The sequence below is a fragment of the Streptomyces sp. NPDC056480 genome (genome assembly GCF_042795405.1).
Classification (GTDB): Bacteria; Actinomycetota; Actinomycetes; order Streptomycetales; family Streptomycetaceae; genus Streptomyces.
On the sequence record NZ_JBHTSA010000159.1, the window covers coordinates 1 to 16,438 of the forward strand.

Genomic DNA, 16,438 nt, shown 5'->3' on the forward strand with positions numbered 1-16,438 from the left:
GCCCGGTGCTCGACCATGACGCCCTTCGGGCGGCCCGTCGAGCCCGAGGTGAAGATGACGTACGCCGGGTGGTGCGGCAGCAGCGGCGCGAGCCGGTCGGCGTCCGTCACCTCCGCGTCCGGGAGTTCCTCCAGCTCCGCCCGGATCTCGGGGGCGTCCAGGACGACCGGCTCGGCCTCGCAGGCCAGGGGAAGCGCTCCGAGCCACTCCAGGTCGGTCAGCACGCACACCGGCGCGGCGGTGTCCGTCATATGGGTGAGGCGGTCGGCGGGAAGGGTGAGGTCGAGCGGGAGGTACGCGCCGCCCGCGCGGACGACGGCGTGGAGGGAGACGAGGAGGTCGAAGGAGCGGGGGAGGGCGACGCCGACGACGGACTCCGGTCCGACTCCGCGCCTGACCAGCAGGCGGGCGAGGCGGTTGACGCGCGCGTCGAAGTCGGTACGGGAGAGTTCTTCGCCCTCGAAGACCAGGGCGGGTCCCTTCGGGCTCGTGGCCCCGGCGGCGACGAGCTCGGCCAGGTTCGCGGGCCCGTCCAGGACGTGTGCGGTGTCGTTCCAGCCGTCGAGTCGCTCCCGTTCGGCCGTGTCCATGAGGTCGATCGAGTCGACGGGAGCATTGGGTGACGCCACCAGGCCCTGGATCAGGCGGAGCAGACGTACCGTCAGCTGCTCGGCGCCGGCGCGTTCGAACAGGTCCGTGGCGTAACGCACGCCGCAGGTCATGCCGGGCCTACCCGCCCGGTCCGTGCGCCTGAAGAGGATCTCCAGGTCGAACTTGGCCGCGCCGCCCCGGACTTCGTACTCCTCGGTGTCCGTCCCGAGGAGACGGGAGGTGTCCGGACCGCCGCCCTCGTACGCCACCATCGTCTGGAAGAGCGGGTGACGGGAGAGGGAGCGGGCGGGGTTGACCGTCTCGACGACGGCGTCGAAGGGCAGGTCCGCGTGATCGAGCGCGGCCAGGTCCGTGGTCCGCACCCTGCGGAGCAGCTCCTCGAAGGTCGGGCCGCCGCCGAGATCGGTGCGCAGGACGGCCGTGTTGACGAAGAATCCGACGAGTTCGTCCAGGGCGCTGTCGCCCCGGCCGGCGACCGGGGTGCCGACGGGGATGTCGTCGCCCGCGCCGAGCCGGTGCAGGAGGGTCGCGACGGCGGCGTGCACGACCATGAACATCGTCGCGCCGGACTCCGCCACCAGCCGGTCGAGTGCGGTGACCAGCTCGGTGGGCAGCTCCGCCGTGACCGTGTCGCCGCGGTACGAGGGTGTGGCGGGGCGTGGCCGGTCGGTGGGGAGGGTCAGTTCCTCGGGGAGTCCGGTGAGGTTCTCGCGCCAGTAGGCGGCCTGGCGGGCCGCCAGGGACTCCGTGTCCTCCGCGTCGCCGAGGAGTTCGCGCTGCCAGAGGGCGTAGTCGGCGTACTGGACGGGCAGCGGCGCGAACTCCGGCGCGTGGCCGGCCGTACGGGCCTTGTAGGCGGTGTCGAGGTCCGCGAGGAGCGGGCCCGTGGACCACTCGTCCGTCGCGATGTGGTGCAGCAGCACGACCAGGACGTGGTCGTCGTCGGAGGTGTCGAAGAGGACCGCGCGCACGGGGATGTCGGCCGTCAGGTCGAACACCTCGGTCGCCGCGGCCTCCACGAGCTCCGGCAGGTCGGCGGCCGGCACGCGCCGGACCGCGAACGGCACCTCGGCCTCACCGGGCTCGAGGATCCGCTGGTACGGCTCCCCGTCGATCTCCGTGAACACGGTCCGCAGCACCTCGTGCCGCGCCACCACGTCCCCGAGCGCCGCCCGCAGGGCGGGCCCGTCCACCGCGTCCCGCATCCGCAGGGCGAGCGGGATGTCGTAGGTGGCGCTCGGCCCCTCCACGCGGTGCAGGAACCACAGCCGCCGCTGGGCGGAGGAGAGCGGGAGCAGCTCCGGGCGTTCGGCGGCCCGGGTCAGGACGGGGCGGCCGTGCGCGGCGCGTTTCGCGAGGCGGGCCGCGAGCGCCGCGACCGTCCGCGCCTCGAAGACGTCCCGTACGGTGCACGCCGTACCGGTGGCGCGGACCCGGGCGACGACCCGGGTGGCGAGCAGCGAGTGGCCGCCGAGGGCGAAGAAGTCGTCCTCGGCGCCGACGGACGCGAGCCCGAGCACCTCGGCGTAGACGGAGGCGAGACGTTCCTCCGCGTCTCCGTGCGGGGCCCGCGAAGGCTCGGCCGCCGTGAGGGCGGGGACGGGCAGGGCCGCCCGGTCGAGCTTGCCGTTCACGTTCACCGGGAGGACGTCCAGGGTGACGACCGCCGCGGGGACCATGTACTCCGGCAGCTCGTCGGCGAGGGTGCGGCGCACCTCCACCGGGTCGGCCGTGCCGGTCACGTACGCCACGAGGCGGGGCACGCCGGGGGTGTCCTCGCGGACGAGGGCGGCGGCCGAGGCCACGTCGGGGTGGGCCGTGAGGGCCGCCTCGACCTCGCCCAGCTCGACGCGGAAGCCGCGGATCTTCACCTGGTCGTCGACGCGGCCGAGGAACTCGATCAGGCCGTCGGTGCGACGGCGGACCACGTCGCCGGTGCGGTACATGCGGCTGCCGGAGGGCCCGTACGGGTCCGCGACGAAGCGCTCCGCCGTGAGGGCGGCCCGTCCCAGGTAGCCGCGCGCGTTCTGGACGCCCGCGAGGTACAGCTCGCCCGGGACGCCGGGCGGGACGGGCCGGAGACCGGCGTCCAGGACGTGGGCCCGGGTGTTGTCGAGCGGGCGGCCGACGACGGGCGTCGCGCACTCCGCGACGCGGGCGACGAGCGCGTCGACCGTGAACTCGGTGGGCCCGTAGTAGTTGACGGTCTCCACCCCGGGGACCGACCGGAGTTCGGTCCACAGGGCGGGCGGAACCGCCTCGCCGCCGAGGAGGAACAGCGGGGGCCGCCAGTCACCGGTGAGGAGCCCGGCGTCGAGCAGATGGCGGCCGTACGAGGGGGTGACGTCGAGCGCGTCGATCCGCTGCTCGCGCACCCGGGCCACGACGGCGTCGGCGTCCCGGCGGCCGTACTCGTCCAGGACGTGCAGCTCGTGCCCGGCGATCAGCCAGAGGAGCTGCTCCCAGGAGGAGTCGAAGGAGAAGGAGGCGGTGTGCAGGGCGCGGACCCGCCGCCCCAGACGCTCGGCGACCGGACGGTACAGCTCGCGCTCGTGGTCCCGATACAGGTTGGCCAGACCGGCGTGGTGCAGGCCGACGCCCTTGGGGCGGCCGGTGGAGCCCGACGTGTAGATGACGTACGCCAGGTCGTCGGGGCGCGGCGCGCGCGGCGCGGGACCGGAGGCGGCCGTGAGCCGGGCCCGTACCACCGGGTCGTCCAGGACGAGCCGGGTCACTCCGGGCAGCTCCGGCACCGTGCCGTCGACGGACGTCGTGGTGACGGCGCAGACGGGTGCCGCGTCCCGCAGCATGTACTCCAGGCGTTCGGCCGGGTGGTCGAGGTCGAGGGGCAGGTAGGCGCCGCCGGCCTTGAGGACCGCGAAGGCGGCCACGACGGCGTCGGCGGACCGGGGCACGGCGAGCGCCACGACCGCGTCGGGGCCCGCACCCTCCTCGGCGAGCAGCAGTGCGAGCCGCGACACCCGCTCGCCGAACTCGGCGAAGGTGAGCCGCGCGTCGCCGCAGACCAGGGCGACGGCCTCGGGGGTGTCGGCGATCCGCCGGTCGAGGACCTCGACCACGCTCTCGCCGGGGTGGGCGACCGCGGTGTCGTTCCACCGCTCCAGGAGGTCCCGCTCGGTGCCGGAGCGCAGCTCGTACGAGGAGACCGGGGCCGCGGGGTCGGCCACGGCCTCCGTGAGGAGGCGCAGGAGCCGTTCGGCGAGCGTCTCGACGGTCTCCCGGTCGAAGAGGGCGGAGGAGTAGAACACCTCCAGGTCGAGCGCCTCGCCGTGGGCGGTGTCGGAGAACGTGATGTCGAGGTCGAACTTGGTCACGCCGGGGTCGACCCGGTCCACGCGCGCGTCGAGGCCGAAGAGGGCGCGGACGTCCTGGGTGACGGTGCTGTGCGACACCATGGTCTGGAAGAGCGGGTGCCGGGTCAGGGAGCGGACCGGGTTGACGGTCTCCACGACCGTGTCGAACGGCAGGTCGGAGTGGTCGAGCGCGGCCAGGTCGGCGGCGCGGACCCGCTCCAGGAGCGTCGCGAAGGAGGGGTCGCCCGAGAGGTCCGCGCGGAGCACGACCGTGTTGACGAAGAAGCCGACGAGCTCGTCGAGCGCCGGGTCGGAGCGGCCCGCGACGGGGCTGCCGAGCGGGATGTCGTCTCCCGCGCCGAGGCGGTGGAGCAGGGCGGCGACGGCCGCGTGGACGACCATGAAGACGCTGCTGCCGGACTCGCGGGCGAGCCCGCGGACCTGCGTGGCGAGCGCGGCCGGCACCTGGCGGTGCACCATGCCGCCCGCGTTGCTCGCGACGGCGGGCCGGGGCCGGTCGGTGGGCAGCGGCTGTTCGGCGGGGAGTCCGGCCAGAGCCTCGCGCCAGTAGGCGGCCTGACGTGTAGTCAGGGACGTGGGGTCGGTCGGATCGCCGAGGAGGTCGCGCTGCCAGAGCGCGAAGTCGGCGTACTGGACGGGGAGTCCGGCCTCGGGTCGCGCGAAGTCCGGGGCGTGGCCCGCGCGCCGCGCCGCGTAGGCCCGCTCAAGACCGCTCAGGAACGGTCCCATGGACCACTCGTCGCTCGCGATGTGGTGCAGCACGACCACCAGGGCGTCGGCGCCGCCCTCGGTGTCGCGTACCACCGTCACCCGTACCGGGGCCTCGGTCGACAGGTCGAGGAGACGGCCGAGAGCGCCCTCCACCACCGTGTCGAACCGCTCCCGGTCGGTCTCCTCCACCCGCACGCGGACGTCCGCGTCCTCGGGGGCGAGGATCCGCTGGGCGGGCTCGCCGTCACGGTCGGCGAAGACCGTGCGCAGAGCCTCGTGGCGGGCCACGACGTCCCACAGCGCGGCGTCCAGCGCCTCCGTGTCGAGGAGTTCGTCGAAGCGGGCGACGAACGGGATGTTGTACGTGGTGCTCGGCCCCTCCATCTGGTGGAGGAACCACAGCCGGCGCTGCGCGTGGGAGAGCGGGAGCACCTCGGGCCGGACGCCGGCGGTGAGCGCCGGCCGGGCCGCGGACTCCGCACGGGCGCCGAGGCGTTCGGCGAGGGCCGCGGGCGTACGGGTCTCGAAGACGTCCCGCACCCCGCACTCGGTGCCCAGGGCACCGCGGACCCGGGCGGCCACCCGGCCGGCGAGCAGGGAGTGGCCGCCGAGGTCGAAGAAGTCGTCGTCGGGACCGGCCGACTCCAGCTCCAGGACGTCGGCGAAGACACCGGTGACGATCTCCTCGCGGGCGTCGCGCGGGGCCCGGCCGCCGGCGGCGGCGAGCCCGGCGAGGTCGGGGGCGGGCAGCGACCGGCGGTCGATCTTGCCGTTGGCGGTGAGCGGGAAGGAGTCGAGGACCACCACCGCGGACGGCACCATGTAGGCGGGAAGCCGCCCGGCGGAGGCCTGTCGCAGGGTGTCGGGGTCCGGGGCGCCGCCGTCGGCGGCGGTCACGTAGCCGACCAGGAGCTGCGAGCCCGGCACGTCCTCGCGCACCACGACGACCGCTCGCGCGATCTCCGGACGGTCCGTCAGGACGTGCTCGATCTCGCCGAGTTCGATGCGGAAGCCGCGGACCTTGACCTGGTCGTCGGCGCGGCCGAGGAAGTCGATGCGACCGTCGGGGCGGCGGCGCACCAGGTCACCGGTGCGGTACATACGGCTGCCGGGCGGGCCGTACGGGTCGGCGACGAACCGCTCGGCGGTCAGCGCGAAGCGGCCGAGATAGCCGCGGGCCAGCTGGGCGCCCGCGAGGTACAGCTCACCGGGGCGGCCGTCCGGGGTGGGGCGCAGGGCGCCGTCGAGGACGTGGGCGCGGGTGTTCCAGAAGGGCAGGCCGATGTCAGGGGTGCCGGTGTGGTCGGGGGGCAGGACGGCGGAGGTGGCCCAGACGGTGACCTCCGTCGGCCCGTACACGTTGGTGACGGACGCGGCGGTACGGGCCAGTCGCCCGGCCAGTGCGGCGGGCAGCGCCTCGCCGCCGACGAGCACCTTCGTCGTACCGAGGCTCTCCGGCCGGCCGTCCTCCAGAAGGGCGTGCCACAGCGACGGAGTGGCCTGCATGACCGCCGGCCGGTGGGTGTCGACGAGGGCGGCGAGCGCGGCCGGGTCGCGGACGGTGTCACGGTCGGCGAGCACCACCGTCGCACCGCTGACGAGCGGGACGTGCAGTTCGAGCGCGGCGATGTCGAAGGAGATCGTGGTGACGGCGACGAGCCGCTCGCCGGGGGCCATGGCCAGCTCGTGGGCCTGCATCCGGAGGAAGTTGGCGAGCGCGGCGTGCGGGACGACGACGCCCTTGGGGCGTCCGGTGGAGCCCGAGGTGTGGATGACGTACGCCGGGTGGTCGCCGGAGAGCGCGGGCGCCTCGGTCCCGCCGAGCGGGGCGGGGGAGAGGTCCGCGAGCGCGGCCAGGGTGTCGGGCGCGTCCAGGACGACGGTCTCGGTGCCGCGCACGTCCGGCGCGTCCGGAGCCCCCGCGAGGGTGGTGAGCACGCAGACCGGCCGGGCGTCGCGGACCATGAACTCCAGGCGGTCCGCGGGGTAGTCCAGGTCGAGCGGCAGATAGGCGCCGCCCGCCTTGAGGACGGCGAGGAGGGCGACGACGAGGTCGGTGCCGCGCGGCAGGGCGAGGCCGACGAAGGACTCCGGTCCGACGCCGCGCGCGACGAGCAGCCGGGCCAGCGTGTTGGCGCGGGCGTCGAGCTCCGCGTACGTGAGCTCGTCCCGGCCCGCGATGAGAGCGGTCCCGTCCGGGTGGGCGAGGGCCCGCGCGGCGAAGGCGTCCACGACCGTGCCGGGCTCGATCTCCCGCTCCGTCGCGGCGGCCGCCTCCCGCAGGGCGGCCCGCCGCTCGGCGTCCACCAGGTCGGGACGGCCGACGGGGGCGTCGGGGCCGGCGGTGGCGGCCTCGGTGAGGAAGCGGGCGAACTCGGCGGCCCGCGCCGCGAGCGAAGTGGCGTCGTAGGCAAGGGGGTTGGCGTCGAGTTCGAGGCGGATGCGGCCCTCGGCGGCGTCGTGGTGGACGGCGAGGGTGAGGTCGTCCACCGGGCCCGCGGCGATGTTGTGCACGGAACCGGGCGAACCGGCGAAGGCGAGGGCGTTGTCGAAGGCCTTCACGTTGACCAGGGGACCGAGCGGGCCCCGGTCGCCGCCGACGAGACCGAGGTCGCGTCGGATGTCCTCGGCGCGGTAGCGCTGGTGGCGGCGGAGGTCACGGACGCCGTCCGCCACCGCGGCGACCAGTTCGGTCAGCGGTTGCCCGGGCCGTACCGCGACGCGCAGCGGCAGTACGTTGACGACCATCGCCGGGACCGAGAGGGAGGCTGAGCCGAGCCGGGCCATCGCGGGCAGCGACAGGAGTACGTCGCGGTCGCCGGTCGAGCGGTACAGGAAGGCGGCGAACGCCGCCGTCACGACGTCGGCCCAGGTGGAGCGGGCGGTCCGGGCGAGGGCGAGCAGACCGGCGGTGGCCTCGGGGCCGACGACGGCCTCGGCGCGCAGGAAGTCGGGCGCCGCCGGGAACGAGGCGCCGGAGAGCGGCTCGTGGGCGGTGCGGCCCTCGAGACGGGCCAGCCAGTGGGCGCGGTCCTCGGCGTACCGCTCGCTGTCGCGGTAGGCGCTCTCCTCGTCCAGTACGGCGGACAGTGGACCGAACGGGGTCGGCCCGGGCTCCTCGCCCCTTGCGAGCGCCGAGTAGACCTCGGCGGTGCGGCGGGAGACCAGCGAGAAGCCGTAGGCGTCGAGCGCGATGTGGTGGACGCGCTGGTACCAGAGGGTGCGGCCGGGGGCCACGATGTGCAGGGCGAACGCGAAGAGCGGAGCGCCGGCCGGGTCGGCGGGCGCGCCCATGTCGGCGCGCATCCGGGCGAGCGCGGCGGCCGTCGGGTCGGGCTCCGCCCGGTGGTCGACCACCTCCAGGACCGGTGCCCGGCAGGGCTCTTGGGCCAGGATCTGCCAGGGGGTGCCCGACTCGTCCTCCGTGAAGCGGACGGTGAGGGTCTCGCACTCGTCGACGACGCGGCGGACGGCCGCCTCGAAGAGGGTCACGTCGAGCGTGCCGTCGATCTCGACGTACTGGCCGACGTTGTAGACCGGGGAGTCGGGGGCGAGCCGCTGCCCGTACCAGACACCGGTCTGAGCCCCGGTGAGGGGGAGACGCCGCAAAGCACGCTCGGTCATGGATCTTGCTCCAGGTTCGCCCGCGGCGGATCGGTGTCCGTCCGTGGGAAGGAAAGGCGAGGAGGGGGGCGGGGAGGTGAAGGGGGAGTGCGGCCGGGGAAGGCGCGGGGCCCGCGGTGGGGCGCCCGGTGGCGCGGGTTCCCCGGCCGGGGTCAGGCGGCGGCGGGCCGGATGTCCCCCGCGGGGACCGGGGCCTCGCCGTCGCCGGTGGGCGGCGCGTCGTCGTCGGGTTCCTCGCGGGGCAGGGTCGCCCTGCGCAGTCCGGGGACGGTGGCGGCCACGACCAGGGCGGCGGCGGCGCAGACGGCGCCGTTGACGATCGCCGCCCCGGCCGGGCTGAACCACCGCGCGACCAGGGCCACTTCGACGTCGCCGACGACATCGCCCGCGGTGCCCTGGGCGGTGATGACGCTGACGATCCGGCCGCGCAGCCGGTCCGGCGTGTTGTGCTGGACGAGGGCGTACTCGAGGATCTCGTAGACCGTTCCGGCCGCGCCGCCCACCACCAGCATGGCGAAGGCGACGGCGGCGCTGCCGCTGAGGCCGAAGCCGATGATGGCCAGACCCCCGACGAACGCGGCGGTCAGGAGGAGCCGTCCGGGGCGGGCGGCCCGGGTGATCCAGCCGCTCGTCGCGGAGACGAGGATCGCGCCGCAGGCCGGGGCGGTGTAGAGCACGCCCAGCATCACGTCGCCGCCGCCGAACTCGGTGTAGACCAGCTCGGGGAAGAGCACGACCGGCATGTTGAACAGGGCGGTCACGCCGCCGAGGGCCACCAGGCCGCCGACGACGCGGTTGCGCACGGCGAACCGGAAGGCGGCGAGCGGCGAACCCGAGTCCTCGGCACCGTCGGGGCCGCCCTCCTCGTCCTTGAACGGGGGCAGCGGGCGCAACCGGAGGAGCAGCAGGGTGGTGATGCCGGTGGTGACCGCGGTGAAGGCGAACACCGGTCCCGGGCCCGACGCGGCGAGCAGGACTCCGCCGATGAACGGGGCGGTGACGGAGCCGATCTCGCCGGTGAGGGAGATCAGGGCGCCGGCGGCGGGCAGTTGGTCCGGGCGGACCAGGGTCGGCGCGACCGCCATGAGCGCGGTGACGCTCACTCCGGTGGCCAGTCCGTCCCAGGCGACGCAGAGGTAGATCGCCCACAGCTCCGCGGTGGGCAGGAAGGCGTTGACCGCGAGGCCGGCGAAGGCGAGTGCGGCGGAACCGCGGGCCCAGAGGATCAGCGTCCGCCGGTCGGTCCGGTCGGCCATCCAGCCGCCCCACAGGGAGCCGACGAGGACCGTGACGCTCATGATCATGCCGACGACGGCGACCCCGAAGGTGGAGCGCGTCATGCCGAAGACCTGGGCGGAGAGGGCCACGGTGGCCATGCCGAGACCGAACAGCGAGACCACGCGGGCGATGAAGATCGCCCGGAAGTCGCGGCTGGTCCGCAGCGGGCCGATGTCGACGAGGAGGTCACCGGCGCGCACGGGGTGCTCCCGTCGGGCTGCCCAGCAGTTCGAACCAGGCGTCCAGGGTGGGGCGTTCGGCGAGGTCCACGAAGCTGATCTCCGCGCCGTCCGCGCGCCAGCCCTCGACCAGGGTCATCAGGCGGATCGAGTCGAGCCCCTGCTCGATGAGGCTCTCGTCGGGCTCGACCTCCGAGGGGTCGACGTACAGCACGTCGGCGACGTCCCGCGTGAGCCGCTCGCGTGTGAACGCCTGCTGTCCGGCCGTGTCGACCATGGTCGTGTCCTCTTCCCGTCCGACATGTGAAGTGCTGCGAATGCTGCGATGAGGCAAGTCTAGTTAGGTAAGGCTTACCTAACTCAATAGGGTGTGCTGGAGTCAAGCGGCGGCGTCCTCGGTGGATCCGCCGCCTCCAACCCCACGAAAGTGAGAAGTCGTTGACCGCAGCAACGCCCTGCCCGGGCCTCCGGCCGGAGCCCGTCGTTGTCGTCCGCCCCGCCGGGCGGTCCGACGCCGCCGCCGTGCACCGGCTGTCCGTGCCCTTCGTGCGCGAGGGGGCGCTGAGGGACCGCCCCGCGAGCCGGTACGCGCGTGACGCGACGGAATTCCTCGTCGCCGAGACCGCTCATGGAGGTCTGGCGGGCTGTGTCGCGCTGCACCGTCGGTCCGACGCACACGGCCGGGCGGCCGCCGTGCTCTACAACTTCTGTGTGGCGGACGGGAATCAGGGGCGCGGCATCGGCTCCGCGCTGCTGCGGGCCGTGCTCGCCGAGGCCTCGGCCCAGGGCGTGTCCCGGGTGTTCACCGCGACCGCCGGCAGCGGGCTGCTCTTCCTGCGCCACGGGTTCGTCGTGGGCGGCGAGGAGGATGCGCCCCCGGAGTGGCGCGCCCGCCTCGACCCGGCGCGGGGCTCCCGGGTCCTGGTGCGCGCCCTGGCCTGAGCGTGGGTGAGGCCGGTACGGACGGGCGGTCCGTACCGGCGCGGACCCCCGGTGCCGAAGTCGGTGCCGGGGGCCCTGTGGTGAGGGTGTTCCTAGGCGCGGGCCGCGAGGCTCGCGGGGCGCATGTCGGTCCAGTGGGCGTCCACGTACCGGGCGCAGCCCTCGCGGGAGTCCTCGCCGTGCACCACGGTCCAGCCGTTCGGGACCTCGGCGAACGCCGGCCACAGCGAGTGCTGGTTCTCGGTGTTGACGAGCACGAGGTAGCGGGCGTCGGCGTCCTCGAAGGGGTTGGTCGCGGTCATGCTGGATCTCCTTGCGGGGGGCTGGCTGTGCGGTGCGGGGGAGTCGTCCCGAACGGGCCGACCGCCGGGCGGGGTCGAGAGCCCGGCCGCCCTGGCACCTGAGCGATTAGGTAAGGCTAGCCTAAGATCCTGGAGGGGTGAGGGAGTGTCAAGCGGTCGAGGGGCCCGCACCCGAGGGGGCCGGGCGGTCCGGACGGCGGCTCAGGCCGCGCGTCCGGGCGGGGAGTCGGCGTGCTCCGTGCGCCCCTTCGCCCAGGCTCCCGGTGTGCAGCCGAAGTGCTTCCGGAAGGCCAGGATGTAGCCGTTGGTGCTGGTGAATCCCACTCGGGCCGCGACCGTGCTCACCAGGTCTCCCCGGTCCAGCAGATCCAGCGAACGGTTCAGGCGGACCCGGGTGCGCCACTCCGAGAACGCGAGCCCCGTCTCGGTGCGGAAGGCGCGGCGCAGGCTGGTCGAGCTGGTGTGGAGGCTCTCCGCCCATTCGGTGGCGGTGCGTTGGTCGTCCGGCCTGCGCAGGAGCGCGCCGGCGACGGACCGGGCCGAGTCGCTCGTCGGGCGGGGTGCGGGCAGGGCGGCGGAGGGGAACCCGGTCAGCGTGGCGAAGGCCGACGCCTCGTCGGCGGCGGTCCCCGTGCCCCGGGTCCGGGCGAGCAGGAGGCGTCGCTGTGCCTCGTCGATCCGGACCACCGCGGGCTCCGCGTAAGGGAGTTCGTGGATGTCCGCGTCGAACGGCTCCGCGACGACCAGGGAGTCGGGGTGGAACCGGGCGCTGTGCGGGGTGCCCGCGGGGATCCAGAGGGCCACGGACGGGGTGAGTTCATGGGCGGCGCCGGGTGTGACGACCGAGATCCGCCCCAGCGGCACGTAGAGCAGCTGGTGGAAGTCGTGCGTGTGGGTCGGGTGACCCCCCGCCGTGATGAAGTCCTCGTCCGTGGTCGCGGACGTTCTTCCCTGGGCCATGGCCCACCCCCTGGTCCATGGAGGCCGGGACGGATTCCTGGCCCCTCGGTGTGATCGGTCGAGCTCCCACTTGGATCGTCGAAGCTTAGGTAAGGGTAACCTAAGTGACTGCACGACCCGTGAGGAACAGGAACATCCCATGACAGATACGTCCCCGCCGGTGAGGGCTCCGCTGCCACCGGTACGGACCCGGCTCTCGCGCGGCGCGACCGTCGCGGTGATCGCCACCGCGGCCGTGATCGCGACCCTGCTGGCCGGAATCGCGCTCGGCTCCCGGGACATCTCCCCCCTGGAAGTCGTCCGCATCCTGCTCCACCCGGGAGGGGAGGCGTACAACTCCCATGTCCTGTGGACCGAACGCATCCCCAGGACCCTGCTCGGCCTCGCCGTCGGGGCCGCCCTCGGCGCCTCAGGAATGATCATGCAGGCGCTCACCGCGAACCCGCTCGCCGACCCCGGAATCCTCGGCGTCGAACAAGGCGCCGCCATGTTCGTGGTGTTCGGCATCATGTTCCTCGGAGTCACCGACGTCCGCGGCTACTTCTGGCTCGCCCTCGTGGGCTCCGCCTGCGCCGCGGCCCTGGTCTACCTCATCGGCACCCGTACCGACGCGGGCAGCTCCGCCGTCGGCCTCGTGCTCGCGGGCGTCGCCCTCGCCGCCGTGATGTCCTCCCTCATCACCCTCCTCGTCATCCGCGACGAAGAGGTCTACGCCCACCTGCGGTTCTGGTCCGTGGGCCAACTCACCGGCCGCGCCTCGATCATGGGCGAGATCATGCCCTTCGCGATCGTCGGGCTGCTGCTCGCGCTGCCCCTCGGCCGCACCCTCAACATCCTGGGCCTCGGCGACGACACCGCCCGCGCCCTCGGCGTACGGGTCGAACGCGCCCGCCTCGCCAGTGCGGCCGTCGCCGTCCTGCTCTGCGCCGCGGCCACCGCAGCCGTCGGCCCGGTGGCCTTCGTCGGCCTGGTCGCCGCGCACTGCGCACGACTCCTCACCGGCCCCGACCACCGCTGGTCCCTGCCGATCTCCATGGCCGTCGGCGCCGTCCTGCTCACGGCGTCCGACACCGCGGGCCGGCTGATCCGCGACCACGGGGAGATCCAGGTCGGCCTCATGACCGCGATCGTCGGCACCCCCTTCTTCGTCTGGCTCGCCCGCCGCCGCGACCTGGTGAAGATGTGATGACCGCGACCGACACCCGGCCCACCCGGCCGGACACCCCGACCACGCCCGCCGTCGTCGCGCACCTGCGCTCCGGCCGTCGCGCCCGCAACCGCCGCACCGCCGCGGTCGCCGCCGTGCTCGCCGTCGCGCTGCTCGCCCTCACGGCCGCCTCCGTCCTGCTCGGCGGCATCGGCCGGGTCGACCCCGCCGACGTCCTGCCCGCCATGTTCGGTCTGCGCACCGGCCTCGCCGACTACATGATCTTCCAGCTGCGGATGCCGCGTGCGCTGGCCGCGCTTCTGGCCGGAGCCCTCTTCGGCCTGGCCGGCTCGCTCTACCAGCGGCTCATCCGCAACCCGCTCGCCACCCCCGACATCGTCGGCATCTCGGCCGGTGCCGGCGCCGGTGCCGCGACCGCGCTGCTCTACGCACCCGCGGCCTTCAGCATCGGCGTCCCGGCGGCCGCGGTCGTCGGCTCCTTCGTCCTGGTCGCCGCCGTCCAACTGCTCAGCTGGCGGGGCGGGGTCGACACGTACCGGCTCGTCCTGGTGGGCATCGGCCTGAGCGCGGTCTGCACCGCGTACACCAACTACCTGTTCACCGTGGCCGACCAGCAGAGCATCGCCATCGCCATGCGCTGGACCGTCGGCAGCACCAACGCGGCGGACTGGGACGGGGTCACCACCCTCGCCCTCGGCCTCGCCGTCTGCCTGATCGCGGCCCTCCTGGTCGGCCGGTCCCTCGGCACCCTCGCCCTGGGCGACGGATTCGCCGCCGGACTCGGGACCCGGGTGACGACGGTCCGCGTCGGCGTCCTGCTGCTCGGTGCCGCCGCCGCGGCCCTCGCCACCAGCGTCGTCGGCCCCATCGGCTTCGTCTCGCTCATCAGCGGGCCCATCGCCGTACGGCTGGTGGGGGTCGACCGCTCGACGGCCGTCGCCCCGGCCGTCGGCGCCGTCGTCGTCCTCGGCGCCGACGGCCTCGCGCAGCACGCACCCGTGGTCAGCCCGGTGCCCACCGGGGTCCTGACGGCGCTGCTCGGCGCGCCCTACTTCGTCTGGCTGATCCTCCGACGCGGGCAGGGAGCCTCGTGAACCACGCTGCGACACCGACCTCCGCGACCTCCGCGACTCCCTCGACCTCCGAGACCGACCCACCCGAGACGGACATGACCGAGACCGAGACCGAGACCGAGACCGAAACCGAGACGACGGACACGGCGCCGGTGAAGGCCGAGAAGACCGAGAAGACCGAGAAGACCGAACCGGTCCATCAGCTCGAAGCCCGTGGCATCAGCGCCGGATACAGCGGCACCCCCGTCATCGAGGACCTCTCCGTACGGATCGAGGCCGGCCGCATCACCGCGCTCGTCGGCCCGAACGCCTGCGGCAAGTCCACCCTCCTCAAGTCGATGGCCCGGCTGCTGCCCCTCACCGCCGGATCGGTCCTCCTCGACGGCGCCGACATCCACCGCCTGCCCACCCGGGAGGTGGCCCGCCGGCTCGGCGTGCTCCCCCAGTCCCCGATCGCCCCGGAGAGCATCACCGTCGGCGACCTGGTCTGGCGTGGACGCCACCCGCACCGCCAGTTCGGACGGCGCCGCGACGCCCACGACGACACCGTCATCGCCGAGGCGCTCCGGGCCACCGGCACCGCCGGACTCGTCGACCGTCCCGTCGACCAGCTCTCCGGCGGACAGCGGCAGCGCGTGTGGATCGCCCTGGCCCTCGCCCAGGACACCCCGACCCTGCTCCTCGACGAGCCCACCACCTATCTGGACGTCGCGCACCAGATCGAGGTGATGGACCTCCTCGCGGAACTAAACGAACAGACGGGCAAGACCATCGTGCTCGTCTCCCACGACCTCAACCAGGCGGCCCTCTACGCGTCGACCATCGTCGCCATGCGCGACGGACGTGTCGTCCGCCAGGGCACGCCCGAAGAGGTGCTCGACGCGGCGACCGTGGCCGAGGTGTTCGGCCTGGAATGCGTCGTCGTCCCCCACCCCCTCACGGCCAGGCCGCAGATCTTCCCCCTCGGCCGCCACCACGCGCAGGAGAACCGATCATGAACCGCCTCGCAAGGCCCGCCGCCCGACGGTCCGCCCCCCGACGGTCCACCACTCGACGGTCCACCACTCGACGGTCCGCCGTCCGCACCCTCGTCGCCGCGGCCGCGGCCGCCACCCTGCTCGTCGGCTGCGGCGGCGGCAAGGACGACAAGGCCGGTACGGGCAAGCCGACCGGCAACGCCGCCGCGCCCGCGGCCGCCTTCCCGGTCACGCTCACCAACGCCTGGGGCAGGACCGAGGTCGAGAAGAAGCCCCTGAAGGTGGCGACCGTCTCCGACGGCGACACCTCCATCGCGCTCGCGCTCGGCCTGGTCCCCGTCATCACCCCGGACGCCGAGGACGGCGGCCCCGTCCCCGAGTACAAGCAGCGCGCGCTCACCAAGCTCGGCGCCGGCAAGCCCAAGACGTACGACGACACCGACGGGACCGACTTCGAGGCCATCGCGGCCGAGGCCCCGGACATCATCCTCGGCATGAACACCTGGTCCATGGACACGGACTACGCCAAGCTCGCCCCGATCGCGCCGGTCGTCACGTACACCGACAAGAAGCACGCCGACACCCTGACCTGGCAGGAGCGGCTGAAGAACGCCGCCAAGGCGCTGGGCATGACGGCGGAGGCCGACAAGGTGATCGCCGCGAACGACAAGGCCATCGGCGACGCCGCCGCCGCGCACCCCGAGTTCAAGGGCAAGGCCTACACCTACGCGGTCGTCCACCCCGAACAGCTCACCTTCATGTCCTACGCCGACCAGGACCCGGGGGTCTTCGAGCAGCTCGGCCTGAAGAAGACCGCCAAGGCCACGGGCTACAACGCGGAGAAGAACTCCGTCAGCCTGGAGAACCTGGACGAGCTGGAGGCCGACGTCCTGCTGATGACGTACCCCTTCGGCGACAACGGACTGCTCAGCGCCTCCGAGCTGGAGACCAACAAGCTCTTCCAGTCCCTCACCGTGGTCAAGGGCAAGCACTACGCGGTGATCCCGTCGGAGAACACCCTCTCCTCAGCCGTCGCCTACCCCGACGCCCTCAGCTTCCCGTGGATCGTCGAGAAGCTGACCCCCCTCCTCGCCAAGGCCGTCGCCGGCACGTGATGCCGCTCCCGCGAGGGAGCGGCATCACCCCGCATCACCCACCCCCGCGAGCCGGGGGGGGCCGGGGGGGGCCCCCCCCCCCCGGCGCCCCCCCCCCCGGGCCCCGCCCCCCCCCGACCCCAACGAAGCCCCACCCAAAACACCCCCCCCCCCCCCCCCCCC

Annotated in this window: 10 protein-coding genes; 5 read left to right on the forward strand and 5 right to left on the reverse strand. The window is 73.9% G+C overall.

The window, feature by feature from the left end:
• The 3 genes from ACFQ79_RS37125 to ACFQ79_RS37135 all read right to left on the reverse strand — a co-directional run.
• The coding region (locus ACFQ79_RS37125; RefSeq protein ID WP_383591853.1) for an amino acid adenylation domain-containing protein at positions 1-8,282 on the reverse strand (8,282 nt) is incomplete at its 3' end.
• A gap of 152 nt (positions 8,283-8,434) precedes the next feature.
• Positions 8,435-9,760 (reverse strand): enterobactin transporter EntS, encoded by a 1,326-nt coding sequence (entS, locus tag ACFQ79_RS37130; RefSeq protein WP_383591855.1) that lies wholly within the window; start codon positions 9,758-9,760, stop codon positions 8,435-8,437.
• Positions 9,747-10,016 carry a phosphopantetheine-binding protein gene (locus ACFQ79_RS37135; RefSeq protein ID WP_383591858.1) on the reverse strand — a complete coding sequence of 90 codons (270 nt, stop codon included), beginning with the start codon at positions 10,014-10,016 and terminating at the stop codon, positions 9,747-9,749. The genes entS and ACFQ79_RS37135 overlap by 14 nt, the downstream gene beginning before the upstream one ends.
• Positions 10,017-10,177: 161 nt before the next feature.
• On the opposite strand from ACFQ79_RS37135, the gene ACFQ79_RS37140 reads away from it, so the two are divergent.
• On the forward strand, positions 10,178-10,681 hold the full coding sequence (locus tag ACFQ79_RS37140; protein WP_383591862.1) for a GNAT family N-acetyltransferase: 504 nt from the start codon (positions 10,178-10,180) through the stop codon (positions 10,679-10,681).
• Positions 10,682-10,773: 92 nt separating this feature from the next.
• Here the strand turns inward: ACFQ79_RS37140 and ACFQ79_RS37145 are convergent, their stop codons facing one another.
• Together ACFQ79_RS37145 and ACFQ79_RS37150 are read right to left on the reverse strand one after the other, a co-directional pair.
• The gene (locus ACFQ79_RS37145; protein WP_383591865.1) at positions 10,774-10,983 is read right to left on the reverse strand and encodes an MbtH family protein; all 210 of its coding nucleotides are present in this window, start codon (positions 10,981-10,983) and stop codon (positions 10,774-10,776) included.
• A gap of 201 nt (positions 10,984-11,184) precedes the next feature.
• The gene (locus ACFQ79_RS37150; RefSeq protein WP_383591868.1) at positions 11,185-11,943 is read right to left on the reverse strand and encodes a helix-turn-helix domain-containing protein; all 759 of its coding nucleotides are present in this window, start codon (positions 11,941-11,943) and stop codon (positions 11,185-11,187) included.
• Between the two features lie 139 nt (positions 11,944-12,082).
• Here ACFQ79_RS37150 and ACFQ79_RS37155 point away from each other — a divergent pair, with 139 nt between their 5' ends.
• The 4 genes from ACFQ79_RS37155 to ACFQ79_RS37170 all read left to right on the forward strand — a co-directional run bounded on the left by ACFQ79_RS37155 (position 12,083) and on the right by ACFQ79_RS37170 (position 16,276).
• Positions 12,083-13,129, forward strand: a complete 1,047-nt coding sequence (locus ACFQ79_RS37155) for a FecCD family ABC transporter permease (RefSeq protein ID WP_383591870.1) — start codon at positions 12,083-12,085, stop codon at positions 13,127-13,129.
• The gene (locus ACFQ79_RS37160; RefSeq protein WP_383591872.1) at positions 13,129-14,205 is read left to right on the forward strand and encodes a FecCD family ABC transporter permease; all 1,077 of its coding nucleotides are present in this window, start codon (positions 13,129-13,131) and stop codon (positions 14,203-14,205) included. Before ACFQ79_RS37155 ends, ACFQ79_RS37160 begins: the two co-directional genes overlap by 1 nt.
• A 74-nt stretch (positions 14,206-14,279) precedes the next feature.
• Positions 14,280-15,182, forward strand: coding sequence for an ABC transporter ATP-binding protein (locus tag ACFQ79_RS37165; RefSeq protein WP_383591878.1), 903 nt, complete (start codon positions 14,280-14,282; stop codon positions 15,180-15,182).
• Positions 15,179-16,276: an ABC transporter substrate-binding protein gene (locus tag ACFQ79_RS37170; protein WP_383591875.1), complete on the forward strand. Its 1,098-nt coding sequence runs from the start codon at positions 15,179-15,181 to the stop codon at positions 16,274-16,276. Before ACFQ79_RS37165 ends, ACFQ79_RS37170 begins: the two co-directional genes overlap by 4 nt.
• Positions 16,277-16,438 lie beyond the last annotated feature (162 nt).

Excerpts from the sequence above, each read along its gene's own strand:
- ACFQ79_RS37150 (WP_383591868.1), bottom strand. The coding sequence starts at position 11,943 with ATGGCCCAGGGAAGAACGTCCGCGACCACGGACGAGGACTTCATCACG.
- ACFQ79_RS37160 (WP_383591872.1), top strand. The coding sequence starts at position 13,129 with ATGACCGCGACCGACACCCGGCCCACCCGGCCGGACACCCCGACCACG.
- ACFQ79_RS37165 (WP_383591878.1), top strand. The coding sequence starts at position 14,280 with ATGACCGAGACCGAGACCGAGACCGAGACCGAAACCGAGACGACGGAC.
- ACFQ79_RS37155 (WP_383591870.1), top strand. The coding sequence starts at position 12,083 with ATGACAGATACGTCCCCGCCGGTGAGGGCTCCGCTGCCACCGGTACGG.
- ACFQ79_RS37135 (WP_383591858.1), bottom strand. The coding sequence starts at position 10,016 with ATGGTCGACACGGCCGGACAGCAGGCGTTCACACGCGAGCGGCTCACG.
- ACFQ79_RS37170 (WP_383591875.1), top strand. The coding sequence starts at position 15,179 with ATGAACCGCCTCGCAAGGCCCGCCGCCCGACGGTCCGCCCCCCGACGG.
- ACFQ79_RS37145 (WP_383591865.1), bottom strand. The coding sequence starts at position 10,983 with ATGACCGCGACCAACCCCTTCGAGGACGCCGACGCCCGCTACCTCGTG.